This window comes from Actinacidiphila sp. bgisy160 (genome assembly GCF_057707815.1).
Map to the genome: position 1 here is coordinate 1 of NZ_JBYIQW010000070.1, position 12,853 is coordinate 12,853.

12 protein-coding genes are annotated in these 12,853 nt (G+C 73.4%); 4 read left to right on the forward strand and 8 right to left on the reverse strand.

The genetic code is table 11. The annotated features are described in order from the left end of the window. Positions 1-533: 533 nt before the first annotated feature. On the reverse strand, positions 534-1,193 hold the full coding sequence (locus AC3EUJ_RS33320; protein ID WP_431968071.1) for a CGNR zinc finger domain-containing protein: 660 nt from the start codon (positions 1,191-1,193) through the stop codon (positions 534-536). 63 nt (positions 1,194-1,256) lie between these two features. On the opposite strand from AC3EUJ_RS33320, the gene AC3EUJ_RS33325 reads away from it, so the two are divergent. After that, positions 1,257-2,189, forward strand: a complete 933-nt coding sequence (locus AC3EUJ_RS33325; protein ID WP_431968073.1) for a 2-dehydropantoate 2-reductase — start codon at positions 1,257-1,259, stop codon at positions 2,187-2,189. A 163-nt stretch (positions 2,190-2,352) separates the two neighbouring features. On the opposite strand, the gene AC3EUJ_RS33330 is transcribed toward AC3EUJ_RS33325, so the two are convergent. The 3 genes from AC3EUJ_RS33330 to AC3EUJ_RS33340 all read right to left on the reverse strand — a co-directional run bounded on the left by AC3EUJ_RS33330 (position 2,353) and on the right by AC3EUJ_RS33340 (position 6,065). Next, positions 2,353-3,129 carry a class I SAM-dependent DNA methyltransferase gene (locus AC3EUJ_RS33330; protein WP_431968075.1) on the reverse strand — a complete coding sequence of 259 codons (777 nt, stop codon included), beginning with the start codon at positions 3,127-3,129 and terminating at the stop codon, positions 2,353-2,355. Positions 3,130-3,283: 154 nt separating this feature from the next. Continuing rightward, a complete protein-coding gene (gene sthA, locus AC3EUJ_RS33335; protein WP_431968077.1) occupies positions 3,284-4,687 on the reverse strand; it encodes a Si-specific NAD(P)(+) transhydrogenase in 1,404 nt (467 codons plus the stop codon). A gap of 133 nt (positions 4,688-4,820) precedes the next feature. Next, positions 4,821-6,065, reverse strand: coding sequence for a glycoside hydrolase 5 family protein (locus AC3EUJ_RS33340; protein ID WP_431968079.1), 1,245 nt, complete (start codon positions 6,063-6,065; stop codon positions 4,821-4,823). Positions 6,066-6,510: 445 nt separating this feature from the next. On the opposite strand from AC3EUJ_RS33340, the gene AC3EUJ_RS33345 reads away from it, so the two are divergent. After that, complete coding sequence (locus AC3EUJ_RS33345) at positions 6,511-7,539, forward strand: LacI family DNA-binding transcriptional regulator (protein WP_431968081.1); 1,029 nt, start codon at positions 6,511-6,513, stop codon at positions 7,537-7,539. A 122-nt stretch (positions 7,540-7,661) separates the two neighbouring features. Here AC3EUJ_RS33345 and AC3EUJ_RS33350 read toward each other — a convergent pair whose 3' ends face one another. Then, positions 7,662-8,147: a winged helix-turn-helix transcriptional regulator gene (locus AC3EUJ_RS33350; RefSeq protein ID WP_431968083.1), complete on the reverse strand. Its 486-nt coding sequence runs from the start codon at positions 8,145-8,147 to the stop codon at positions 7,662-7,664. A gap of 132 nt (positions 8,148-8,279) precedes the next feature. On the opposite strand from AC3EUJ_RS33350, the gene AC3EUJ_RS33355 reads away from it, so the two are divergent. Both AC3EUJ_RS33355 and AC3EUJ_RS33360 read left to right on the forward strand, forming a co-directional pair. After that, positions 8,280-9,836 carry an MFS transporter gene (locus AC3EUJ_RS33355; protein WP_431968085.1) on the forward strand — a complete coding sequence of 519 codons (1,557 nt, stop codon included), beginning with the start codon at positions 8,280-8,282 and terminating at the stop codon, positions 9,834-9,836. Between the two features lie 37 nt (positions 9,837-9,873). Then, on the forward strand, positions 9,874-10,290 hold the full coding sequence (locus tag AC3EUJ_RS33360; protein ID WP_431968087.1) for a PaaI family thioesterase: 417 nt from the start codon (positions 9,874-9,876) through the stop codon (positions 10,288-10,290). 50 nt (positions 10,291-10,340) lie between these two features. On the opposite strand, the gene ddaH is transcribed toward AC3EUJ_RS33360, so the two are convergent. The 3 genes from ddaH to AC3EUJ_RS33375 all read right to left on the reverse strand — a co-directional run bounded on the left by ddaH (position 10,341) and on the right by AC3EUJ_RS33375 (position 12,792). Continuing rightward, a complete protein-coding gene (gene ddaH, locus AC3EUJ_RS33365) occupies positions 10,341-11,177 on the reverse strand; it encodes a dimethylargininase (RefSeq protein WP_431968089.1) in 837 nt (278 codons plus the stop codon). A gap of 122 nt (positions 11,178-11,299) precedes the next feature. After that, complete coding sequence (locus tag AC3EUJ_RS33370; protein WP_431968091.1) at positions 11,300-11,803, reverse strand: Lrp/AsnC family transcriptional regulator; 504 nt, start codon at positions 11,801-11,803, stop codon at positions 11,300-11,302. Positions 11,804-11,820: 17 nt separating this feature from the next. Further along, positions 11,821-12,792 (reverse strand): ArsR family transcriptional regulator, encoded by a 972-nt coding sequence (locus AC3EUJ_RS33375; protein WP_431968093.1) that lies wholly within the window; start codon positions 12,790-12,792, stop codon positions 11,821-11,823. Positions 12,793-12,853: the final 61 nt, after the last annotated feature.

Consider the following 12,853-nt stretch of genomic DNA (forward strand, 5'->3'; position numbering starts at 1 on the left):
CCTCCCCCCCCCCGGCCCCCGGGAGACCTCCCGGGGGCCGGTCGGCCCGGTGAATCACCACGGCGGGGTCGGCGTGTTCGGCCAAGAGGAACGCGCCTGGCCTGTTGATGCTTCCTTCCGGCGCTTGCGGGAGCTACTGGTCTTCGTCGCCGAGGCGGAGGAGGGCGGCATGTCCGCCGTGGCGCGACGGCCACACGGTGAGCCAGCGGCGCTGTCGCAGACCGTCACCGCGCCGGAGCGTCAACTCGGCGGCGACGGAGGCCGGGGCGGTCTCGTTCTCCGAGGCGGGCGCCGTGCTCGCGCACCACGACCAGGCGGTCTGGACGTGGCTCCCGAGGCGGGCGAGGGGAGCCGCTGATCGCGGAGGTGAAGCCGGCGGCCGTCATCACCGGGCGGGCGTTCGTGCTCGCCCCGCCGAACTGGGCGCAGCCGATCCCCGACACCGTCGTGCGGTCGCCCCTGGCCGGAGATCCGCCGGTCCGCAGGACCTGCCGTGTGGCCGGCCGGTTCCCGCCGGCGCGATATCGGCCATTTCATCGCCGCCTTCGATCAGCCGGCGTCGCCGTAGGCGGGTCGGCCTCCGCGTGAGCCGAGGCGCGCTCCCGGTGCCGGGCGGCCTTGGCGTTGTTGCCGCAGCGCTCCATGGAGCACCACTTGCGAGGCTTCGCGTTGCCGGGGTCCAGGTAGACCATGCCGCAGATCTCCGCCGCGCAGGTGCGCAGCCGGTCCCGCAGGCGGGGCTCGGTGACCAGCGCGATCAGGTCGCGGGCGACGGTGGAGAGCAGCTGGGCGGCCGACAGCGGTTCCGTCCCGGAGCTCGGGCGTCCGTCCGTGCCGATGCGCAGACGGGGCGCGGGCGGCTGGACACGGGCCAGTTCGTTGACCAGGCGGACGGACTCCGTTCGCGGTGTGCGGCCGTCGACGACCGCGGTGACGACGTCGGTGGCGGCGGAGCGCAGCTGGTGGAGGGCCCCGAGCAGGGCGGTCTCGTCCTCCCCGTCCCGTGGGGTGAGGCCGACGCCGCGGCACCAGGCGCGCAGCCGGTCGCGATCGCCGAGCCGCTCCACGGGGGTGCTCGGGCGGCGGCCCACGGTGGCGACGAGGTCGAGCGCCGGCGAGCCCGCGTCGAAGCGCAGTTCACGGACCTTGGCCGTGATGCGGGTGCGGGGAGTGGCCGGTGCACGCTCGCGCATGTGACAATAATAACCCTGGAAACGGTTACTAGGCCATCGGCCGGACCGGGAAGGGAGCGCGCCGTGCGCATAGCGGTTGTGGGAGCGGGCGGAGTCGGGGGCTACTTCGGCACCCGCCTCGCGGAGGCGGGCAACGAGGTCACCTTCGTCGCCCGCGGCCGGCATCTGGAGGCGATCCGCGCCAACGGCGGGCTGGCCGTCCGCAGCCCGCTGGGGGAGTTCCGGGCACCGGCCGACCGGTTCGTGCCGGACATCGGCGACGTCGGCCCAGCCGACATCGTGCTGGTCGCGGTCAAGCTGTGGGACACCGAGGGCGTCGCCGCCGGGCTGCGCGGCCTCGCCGAGGCCGGCGCGCGGGTGATCTCCCTGCAGAACGGCGTCCAGAAGGACGCCGTCCTGCGCCGGCACCTGCCGCCCGAGGCCGTGTGGGGCGGGGTCTGCTACATCTCCGCCGTCATCGAGGAGCCCGGCGTCGTGTCGCACCGCGGGACGATGCAGAAACTGGTCTTCGGCCCGTACGACGGGGAGGCGACGGCCCGGGCGGAGGAGTTCCGCGAGGTGTGCGAGAAGGCGGGCGTCGACGCCGAGGTCAGCGCCGACATCGCGCGGATCGTCTGGCAGAAGTTCGTGTTCCTCACGGCCCTGTCGGGCACCACCTCGGCCGTGCGCCAGCCGATCGGCGTCGTCCGCGCCGATCCCGCGACGCGCGGTCTGCTGCGCGACGTCATGGCGGAAGCCGTCGCCGTCGGCCGGGCCTCGGGCGTACACCTCGACGAGTCCTTCGTCGACGAGCAACTGGCCTTCTGCGACACGCTGCCCGCCACGATGACCTCCTCCATGCACAACGACCTGGAGCAGGGCAACCGCCTGGAACTGCCCTGGCTGAGCGGAGGCGTCGTCGACCTCGGCCGGGAACTGGGCGTCCCCACGCCGCGCAACCGCACCGTTGCCGACATCCTCGCGCCCTATGTGACGGGCCGTCCGCAGGTGTCGTGACCGCCGCCAGGCGCGGGAGGAGATCACGGCTCGCCGTCAGCGCACCGAGAGCGTGTCCGGGACGCGGCGGCCCGGGGCGCGGCGTTGCCGCCCATGCTCAGCCCGGTCAGGGGCGATCCGGCCGGGGTCTCTCCCGCGTGCCGGGAGGCGACTCCGGCCCGGGTCAGTCCGCGTGGACGCGGATTTTCGACTGCCCGTGGCCGAGCAGTTCCCAGTCCTCCATGAAGCGGGCGCTCAGCTCGTGCCTGGCGGCCAGGTCCACCAGCGTCTGGGTGCGGTAGTAGAAGTCCTCCCGCAGCACGTGGTGTTCCCTCCCCTCGGTGCGGTCGAACGTGAAGTCGAACCACCCGCCCGGGGCCAGGATCCGCGCCACGTGGGCCAGGCACTCGTCGATGACCTCCAGCGGCGAGTGGGAGAAGACGCTGTGCGCGTGGACCACGTCGAAGTGGCGCTCCGGCAGGAAGTCGAAGGTCAGGTCGCGGGTGAGGGTGAGGTACGGCAGCTTGCGCTGCAGGCCCTGCGCGGTCACGGTGCGCTTGGCCGCGATCAGGATGTCGGGGGAGATGTCGATGCCGTAGTAGTGGCCGGTGTCGAGGTAGTCGATGAGCAGCCGGCCCGCGCGCAGGTTGCCGCACCCGATGTCCAGCAGCCGGTGCCGCGGCGACAGGCCGTGCTCGCGCAGGTAGTCGAACTGCATCGCGCCCAGCGCCAGCCAGCGTTCGTGGCTGCCGCTGCCGACGGCGGCCTCGGGGTCCCGCGCGGTGTCGCTGGCCATGACGGCCCGGTAGTACGCCACGTGGTCACGGTGCCGGTGCGCGAGCCAGCGGTCCCGGGCGGCCCGGCGCGCGTACGCGGCGACCCGCGTCGGGTGCCGGACGGCGTAGCCGACCTTGTGGGCGAGGCTCGTCCGGTCGACCTGGAGGTTCTTCCTGGTGGCCATGGCGGGTGTACTCCCTGGGAGGGTCACGGGGCGCGTGCTCTTTCGTCCCCCCTCGGGAGGCTGCCACGCGGCGCCCCCGTCGTCTCCCTCCGAACGGGTGGTTGCCGCCGTGCGGGGCGCCCCGGCCGGGACACCCCGCACAGCCCTGCCCGGCTCAGCCGGTGAGGCGGTTGATCTGGCGGAGCTTGTTGGTGGCGTCGAGGGCGGCCACCTTGTACGACTCGGCGAGGGTCGGATAGTTGAACACCGCGTCGACCAGATAGTCGACCGTGCCGCCGCAGCCCATCACCGCCTGGCCGATGTGCAGCAGCTCCGTGGCGCCGGTGCCGAAGCAGTGGACGCCCAGCAGGGTGCGGTCCTCCGTGGACACCAGCAGCTTCAGCATGCCGTGCGAGTCGCCGATGATCTGGCCGCGGGCCAGCTCGCGGTAGCGCGAGACGCCCACCTCGAAGGGCACGTTGTCGTCGGTGAGCTGGTCCTCCGTACGGCCGACGAAGCTGATCTCCGGGATCGTGTAGATGCCGATCGGCTGCAGGTCGTGCATCGCGTTCACCGGTTCGCCGCAGGCGTGGTAGGCGGCGAGCCTGCCCTGCTCCATGGAGGTCGCCGCGAGCGCCGGGAAGCCGATGACGTCGCCGACGGCGTAGATGTGCGGCACGGAGGTGCGGTAGTGCTCGTCCACGGATATGCGGCCCCGCTTGTCGGCGGCGAGGCCCGCCTTGCCGAGCTCGAGGCCGTCGGTGAGGCCCTGCCGTCCGGCCGAGTACATGACGGCGTCCGCGGGGATCTTCTTGCCGCTCTGCAGGACGGTCAGCGCGCCCGTCGGATGCCGCTCCACGGCCGCCACGGTCTCGCCGAAGCGGAAGGTGACGGCGAGGTCCCGCAGGTGGTACTTGAGCGCCTCGACCACCTCGACGTCGCAGAAGTCCAGTATCCCCTCACGCTGTTCGACCACCGTCACCTTGCTGCCCAGCGCGGCGAACATCGAGGCGTACTCGATGCCGATGACGCCGGCGCCGACGATCACCATGGAGCGCGGCACCCGGTCCAGGTTGAGCACACTGTCGGAGTCCATCACCGTGCGGTCGTCGAACTCGACCGTCGACGGCCGGGCCGGACGCGTTCCGGTGGCGATGACGATGTTCTCGGCGGTCACCAGCACCTCGCGGCCGGACGGATCCTCCACGGCGACGGTGTGTTCGTCGGTGAAGCGGCCGGTCCCGGTCAGCATGGTGACGCGGTTGCGGGAGAGCTGACTGCGGATCACGTCCACCTCGCGGCTCACCACGTGCTGGGTGCGCGCGGTCAGGTCCGCGATGGTGATGTCCTCCTTGAGGCGGTAACTCTGGCCGTACAGATCCCGCTGGGTGAGCCCGGTCAGGTAGAGCACGGCCTCGCGAAGCGTCTTCGACGGGATGGTGCCGGTGTGGATGGAGACCCCGCCGACCATGTCGGGGCGGTCGACGACGGCGACCCGGCGGCCCAGCTTGGCCGCGGCGATGGCGGCCTTCTGGCCACCCGGGCCGGATCCGATGACGAGCAGGTCGAATTCGGTCACCGGACGAGTCTGTCAGTCCTCGGCGTCCCCGGGAAAGGGCTGCCGGCGATGCGGCCGGGAGCGTCCCCGAGCCCCCCGGCACGGGTACGGGACCCGTGCCCGGGGGCCCGCCGGGGGACGGGGCGCGGGAGGCTCAGCGGGCCTGGGCGGGTGTGACGACCTCGGTGATGCCGCGGGCGGCCAGATGCGCCGTGTCCGCGGCCAGCTCGGCGAGCACCAGGGCGGGCCGTACACCTTGGGCGGTCAGCGCGGCCCACGCCTCGAACACCTCGCCGCCGGGGGCGCAGCAGGCCCGGTGGGGGGCCGTCAGGCCGTCGCCCACGTCGACGACGAGCGCGGTCGTCCGGGGCCGCGGCGCGTACCCGCGGTCGCGCAGCTCCGCCACGGCGCGGGCAACGGCGGCGCCCGCCGGCTTGACCTCGCGGTCGTTGGTGAGGAGCCCGAGGGTGTACTCGAGTTCGGGGAAGTCGGCGAGGGACCGGGCGACGTCGTGCGAGCACCACCAGGTCACCCCCCACACGTCCGCGCAGTCCAGGGCGCCCGCGATGGTGGCGCGGGCGAACGCCGCCGCGTGCTCGGGCGGCACCACCGGCGCCGGGGCGCCGACCTCCTGCAGCCAGACCGGGCGGTGCGGATCGACGGCCCAGGCCTTGGACAGCTCGATCATGTACGCCGCGTGGTGCTCGGTGGCGACCCCCGCGTGGCCGTGGCGCTGGGCCGTTCCGTTGAAGACCCAGGAGTGGACCGCGGTCGCGAAGCCGAGCCGGGCGGCCTGCGCGGGGGTGAAGGCGTGGTCGTCCTGGTACCAGGCGGCGTCGTACTCGGCGTGCAGGTGAAGCTTGCCGGGGGCGCCGCGCTCGCACGCGTCGAGCATGAGGCGCAGCCAGGACTCCGCCTCGGCCGGGCCGATCGGGTCCGGGTCGGGGTGCGGCGGGCCGGAGAACTGGTTGATCTCGTTGCCGACGGTCATGCCGAGGAAGTTGGGCCGGTCGGCGAGCGCGGCGGCGAGCGTGCGCAGGTACTCGGCCTCGGCGGCGACGACGTCCGGGTCGGTGAAGATGTTCCGGCGGTGCCAGGTGGCCGTCCAGGACGGCAGGAAGTCGAAGCTCGACAGGTGGCCCTGCAGACCGTCCACGTTGACGTCCAGGCCGCGCTCCGCGGCGGCGTCGACCAGCGCGACCAGCTGCTCGACGGCGCGCGGCCGGATCAGGGTGCGGTTGGGCTGGAACAGCGGCCACAACGGGAAGACCCGGACGTGGTCCAGGCCGAGATCCGCGATGGAGTCCAGGTCGGCGCGCACGGCGTCGAGGTCGAAGTCGAGCCAGTGATGGAACCAGCCTTGGCTGGGCGTGTAGTTGACGCCGAAGCGCGGTGTCATGGCGGTTCCCGTGATCTCGTACGAGCTGAGGTGGGCGCGCGGCGGCGGAACCGGTGGTCGCGGGGCGGTCGGGGGATGTCCGTCCCGTGATCGGCGCGGCTGGGGAGTCGCCGCCGGCGCCCACGACAAGGTGACACCGCGCCCCGGGAAAGTCAACTCGCGGCTCTCATTTGTGTCTTGGGGTTGCCAAGCCGCAGGTCAACGGCGTGTGACAGGAATTCAGGTGTGAACACTAATGCGCTTTAGAGCCGTGCCGCTCAAGCGCTTTAGTGCGCGCCCCGCCTGGCTGGGGGATACTGTCCCTCGCGCCGCGCCGTCCGGGGCCCGGCGCGTACGACGTCAGGCGGACGATCCGAGGGGGCCCACGATCGCGGCGCAGGAGCCACCGGTGGAGCCGCCGGCCGCTGCCCGGACCGGCCGCCGCGTCCCGGCCAGGCGCCCCACGATGAAGGACATCGCCCGGCGGGCCGGCGTCTCGGAGAGCGCCGTGTCCTTCGCCCTCAACGACCGCCCCGGGGTCTCCGAGAGCACCCGCCGGCGCGTGCGCCGGGTCGCCGACCAGCTCGGCTGGCGGGCCAGCACCGCCGCGCGGGCCCTGTCGGGCGAGGGCGCCGCGACGGTGGGCCTGGTGCTCGCCCGCCCGGCGAGCTCGCTGGGCATCGAGTCGTTCTTCCTTCAACTGGTCTCGGGCATCCAGGAGGTACTGTCGGAACGCCACCTGGGCCTGCTCTTCCGGGTGGTGGCGGGCGCCGAGGAGGAGTGCGCCGTCTACCGCAGTTGGTGGGCCGAGCAGCGGGTCGACGGGGTCATCGTCGTGGACCCGCGGATCGACGACCCCCGACCGGCCCTGCTGGACTCCCTGGGTCTGCCCACCGTCGTGGTCGGCGGGCGCGAGGTGGACCGTGAGCGGCGGTCAGCCGTCCCGTACCCGCTGATCTCCAGCGTCCGGGTGGACGACGCGGCCGCGATGGGCGCGATCGTGGAGCACCTCGCGGGGCTGGGGCACCGCCGTGTCGCGCACGTCGCGGGTCTGGCCGGCCTGGCGCACACCACGCGCCGCATCGCCTCGCTGCGGGCGGGGGCCGCGCGCCTGGGGATGGCCGGTGTGCGCTCGATCACCACCGACTACTCCGAGGGCCAGGGCGCCGAGGCCACCCGCCTCGCGCTGGCGGCGCCCGAGCCGCCCACGGCGATCATCTACGACAACGACGTGATGGCGGTCGCGGGCGCCGGTGTGGCCCTCGGCATGGGCCTGTCCGTACCGCGCGACCTGTCGGTCGTCACCTGGGAGGACTCGGCGCTCTGCCGCGCCACGCATCCCCGCCTGACCGCCCTGGACCGCGACGCGACGGCCTTCGGCCGGCGCGCGGCGACGGAACTGACCGGTCTGCTCGCCGGCCGCCCCGCCCGTGACGTGGCCCAGCCGACGCCGCAACTCGTCGTCCGCGACAGCACGGCGCCGCCGCGCGGCTGAGCGCCCTGGAGGCATGGACGGCCCTGGGCGGCCGGCCGGCGGCCGTGACGTCGCCGTGAGCCGTGGGTGGCTCTCCCGTAACCGGTGGTCGCCAACGGGTGGTCCCCGCCGTCCGGACGGGCTCACGCCGTGGCGCCCGGGGCGGGGCGGGGCCGGGCGCTGGGTCCGGGGCTGCGGTCGACCTCTTCGGGGGCGCCGATCACATGGCCCACGTCGCACACCAGCCGGGCCCGGACGGTCGCGCCGCAGTGGTGGTGGGTGGCCAGCAGCGCGGGGCCCTCGGGGTCGGCGAGGTACTTGTCGCCCCACTGCCGCAGCGAGGTGAGCAGCGGGTACAGATCGCGGCCCTTCTCGGTGAGCACGTACTCGGAGCGGCGCCGGGCGCCGGGCTCCTGGTACGTGCGCAGCTCGAGGAGCCCCTGGGCGACCAGGCCGCCCAGCCGGTCGGCCAGCACCGAGCGGGAGACGCCGAGGTGGTCCTGAATGTCACTGAAGCGCCTGACCCCGCGGGTGACCTCGCGAAGGATCAGCAGCACCCAGGACTGACCGATGAGCCCGACGGCCCGCCCGACGGAGCAGTTCGAGGTGTCCTGGTCGAGGTATTCCATGTCCGGATCCTACCTGAGTTCGCCGACAGAACTCAGCCGTGGTAGCGTCCCCATCCAACTGGGTTCGAAAGTCGAACTCAGCCGGAAGGGGAACAGCTCATGAGGAGCCCGAGCGCCGCCTCGGATACGGCCGTGAGCGTGGGTGCGACCTACGCCGCGACCACCGTGCGGACACCGGACCCGGGGGAGGCGAGGAAGCGCTGGATCGGCTTCGTCGTCGCGAGTCTCGGCCAGATGGCGATGTTCGTGAACATCACCCAGACCACCGCCGTCCTCGCCCCGCTCCAGCAGGACCTGCGGGTCTCCGGCGCCCAGCTGGTATGGATCGCCGGCATCTACTCGATGATGGTCGCCAGCTTCGTGCTGTCCGCCGGGACGGTCGGCGACCGCCTCGGCCGGCGGCGCGTCTTCGCGCTCGGCATGCTGCTGCTCGGAACGGGCAGTCTGGTCACCTCACTGGCCTCCGGCGCCACCGGCGTCATCGTGGGCCAGGCCCTCATGGGCCTCGGCGGCGCCGCCATCCTGCCGAACAGCCTGTCCCTGGTGACCCACATGTTCGCGGAGCCGCACGCCAGGACCCGGGCCGTCGGCATCTGGGTGGCCGTCTCCGGCGTAGGCCTGGCCGCCGGGCCGGTGGCCGCGGGGCTGATCCTGGAGCGCTGGTCCTGGCACGCGGTGTTCCTGGTCAACGTGGCGCTGGCCGTGCTGGTGCTGGTGCTGACGCCCCGGTTCGTCACCGAGAGCCGGCAGCCCGGACGTCACCTCGACCCGCCCGGTCTGGTGCTGGCGGTCCTCGCGATCGGCGCGCTGAACTACGGCCTGATCGAGGGCGGCCACAGCGGCTTCGGCACCGCCCGTGCGGTCACCGCCTTCGCGGTCGCCGCCGTGTCACTCGTCGCCTTCGTCATCCACGAGGCCCGCACCCGTACGCCCATGCTCAAGCTGCGGCTCTTCCGCGACCGCTCCTTCGCCACGGCCAACGTCGTCGCGATGATCGCCCAGTACGCCTTCGTGGCGACCGCCTTCGCCCAGGTCCTGTACTTCGAGCGGATCCGGCACGAGTCCATCCTCGACGCGGGCCTGCTGCTCCTGCCGCTGATGGGCTCCTACGTGCTGGTCAGCTATGTGGCCGCCGCTGTCGCGCGCCGTATCGGCTTCAAGGCGACCCTCGGCATCGGCGCCCTGCTCGCCGCGGCGGGCACGCTGCTGATGACGGCCCAGACACCCACCTCTTCAACGGAGGTGGTCGTGCTGCTGATGGCGATGTTCGGTGCCGGTGCGGGCCTCGTCCTGCCGCCGAGCACGGCCGTGGCCGTCATCAGCGTGCAGCACGCCGACGGCGGCATGGCCAGCGGCACCGTCAACCTCTTCCGCCAGGTCGGCGGCACACTCGGGGCGACCGTCACGGGCACCGTGCTCACCAGCGGCCTCGCCTCCCGGCTGCCCGGTGAACTCGCGGACCGTGGCGTCGCCTCCGGCGTCGCCCACCAGGTGACCCAGGCCGTCGGCACCGGCGCCCGGGGCTCGACGCTGCCGGCCGCGCTCCGCGACACCGTCACCGCGGCCGTCGGTGACGCCTTCACCGGAGCACTGCACCTGGCCGTGCTCATCCCCGGCGTGGGCCTGGCGGCCGCCGCCGTCGCGGCCCTCGTGCTGATCGGCAACCGCCCCGCTCCGCGGGCCCGCTGACCGCGCCCACGGCGCGGCACGACAGGAGACAGCCACGATGACGGAGCCGACCCACCCGGACCTCGACCCGGAAGCCGCCGGTGCCTTCCTGCGCGCCGTCGGGCTGCATTTCGACACCATCAGCGCGCGGGAGGTCATTGCCCACCTGGAGGCCACCGAGGAGCACCACACCCCGTGGGGGATCACGCACGGCGGCCTCTACTCCACCGTCATCGAGAGCGTGGCGAGCGTCGGCGCCTCCTGTGCGGTCCGGTCCGAGGGACGGTTCGCCGTCGGCGTGAGCAACCAGACCGACTTCCTGCTCCCGTACGTCAAGGGCCGCCTCGACGTCCTCGGCACGCCCCTGCAGCAGGGCCGGAGCCTGCAGCTGTGGCTGGTGGTGATCACCGACGCCGCGGGCCGGCCGATCGCCCGCGGCCAAGTGCGGCTGTTCAACCGGTCCCTGCCCGTATGACCGCGGGCAGGGTCCCCGGGCGGTGACCTCCCGGGGACGGCCTCAATGCGTCAGGGCGCCGGGCGGAGCTCCTGCGTGCAGCACTTGATGCCCCCGCCGGCCTTGTGGAACTCCGTGAGGCTGACGGGGACGGGCACGTAGCCCCGCCCGGCGAGCTGCTCGATCAGCCCCGTCGCCGCCGGCGCCACGAACACGTGGCGCCCGTCGGACACCGAGTTGAGGCCGAACGCCAGCGCGTCGTCCGCGGTGGCGACCACCGCGTCCGGGAACATCCGGCGCAGCACCTCGCGGCTCCCGGCGGAGAACGCCTCCGGGTGGTACGCGATGTTCGCCGGGCCGCCGGCGGCCCCGTCGTCGAGGACGAACAGCGCGGTGTCCAGGTGGTAGAAGCGCGGGTCCACCAACTGCAGGCCGATCGTCGGCACGCCGAAGAACTCCTGCACCTCGTGGTGCGCGGCCCGGACCGTACGGAAGCCCGTACCGGCCAGGACGAACCCGCCGACCGGCACCAGGTCGCCCTCGCCCTCGCAGACCGACTCCGGGCGGTGCACGTCGAAGCCGGCCGCCTTGAACCAGGCGGCGTACTCGTCAGCCTCCCGGCGGCGTTCGGGCGCGTGGAAGGACGAGCCGAACACCCGCCCCTCCACCACCAGCGCCGAGTTGGCGGCGAACACCATGTCGGGCAGCCCCGGGACCGGCGCGACGGTCTCCACCGTGTGACCGTGCTCCCGGTAGGCCCGCATCAGCGCGGTCCACTGCTCCCGGGCGAGCGCGGTGTCGACCCGCACGCCCTCCCGCATCCACGGATTGATCGCGTAGCGCACGTCGAAGTGCTCCGGAGGGCAGACCAGATAACGCCGGGGGCGGGCCACACGGTTCTCGGGCACGGCGAACTCCTCCGCTTCCTGCGGGACGGCCGGGGAACAGCTCAACGGTAGGAAGCGGAGGCCGTGGGCGACAAGATCGGGGCGCTGCGCACAGGCGCAACGATGCTGCGTGGAAGGGCCCTTCAGCGCAGCTCCGCTGCGCTCTCCGCGGCGGACCGTCCCGCCCCCGCCTCCGGGCTCTCCGGCAGCAGGTGCGACAGCACCATGTAGCTGATCGTCTTGCGGATGAAGGGCTCGGTCCTGATCCGCTCCAGGACCTCCTCGAAGTGCCCGACGTCGGTGGCCCGGACGTGCAGCAGGGCGTCCGCTCCGCCGGTCACCGTCATCGCCGCCGTGATCTCCGGGTGGTTCCTGACGACCTCGGCCAGCCGCCGGGGCGGCGCCGCGCCCTCGCAGTACACCTCCACGTAGGCCTCGGTGCGCCAGCCCAGGGCGGCGGGCCGGACCGTGGCGGTGAAGCCGGTGATGATCCCGGACTCGCGCAGCCGGTCCACCCGCCGCTTGACGGCGGTGGCCGACAGGCCGATGTCCGCGCCGATCTCGGCGAAGCTCGTCCTGGCGTTCACGATCAGGGCCGCGACGATCTTGCGGTCGAGCTCGTCGAACGCCACGGGTCTGTGGACCATGCCCGGTGCTCCTTCCCTCAGCCGTCCTGCTGGGCCGCGACCAGGGCGTCGCCGGTCTCCGTCCGGTAGTAGAGCACGGAACGCCCCGCCCGCCGGCGCCGCACCAGACGGGCGTCGAGCAGCACCTTCAGATGGCGCCCCACCGAGCCCAGCCCCTGACCGGTCAGGGCGACCAGCTGCGTGGTGCTCAGCGGTGTCGCGAGCAGCATCAGCACCGCCGCGCGCGCCGGTCCGAGCAGCGCGCCCAGCGCCTCGGGGACCCGCTGCCGCCCCGCCTCGGCCAGCGCCCCCGAGCACGGGTACACCACCGCGTACCGCACGGCCTCGTCCCAGGACACCCAGCCGGTGCGCGGGGTGACGGGCACGAACATCAGCCGGGCGCCGGACAGGTCGCGCGGCGGGTGGTCCCGGGTGTTGATCTGCAACCGGCCCTCGCCGAGCCAGCGCATCCCCCGGCGCATGTCGTCCAGCGCCTCCGCCCAGCCGCCGCGGCCCAACTGCGCGGTGCGCGCCACGATGTCGGCCTCGATGACCCGCCGGCGGCGCGGCCAGTCCGGCAGCACCGTGTGCGTCCACACCCAGGCGACGACGTCCGCCGCGCGCACCGGCAGGTCCGTGCGGCGCAGCGGGTCGGGGAGCGGCCCGCCGAGCGACACGGTCAGATGCTCACGGGCGGCCTCCGGCGGGGTCTCCCGGATCCGCGTCAGCTCCTCCTCGAAGCCCGGGCTGCCCTCGCCGGAGGGCGTGGGCGTGAGGAAGTCGGCGTTCCAGGTGCGCCCCAGGGCGGCACGCACCAGCAGCCCGGTCACCGGGTCGCCGGCCAGCCGCTCCCGGTACGCCGGCAGGTGCGCGCCGAGCCAGGCGCGTTCCCCGGGGTGGGCGGCGGTGCCCCGGTCGAGCAGCTTGAGGGCCGCGATGGCCTCGGCCAGCGGGGAGACGACGAACCGGCTGCCCACCAGCGTCTCCGAGTCGACCAGCCACCAGCCCATGCCCCGCCCTCCCCACCTTTCGCGCGTGTGCGAAACATTAACCGCCCGAACCGGCGCCGCC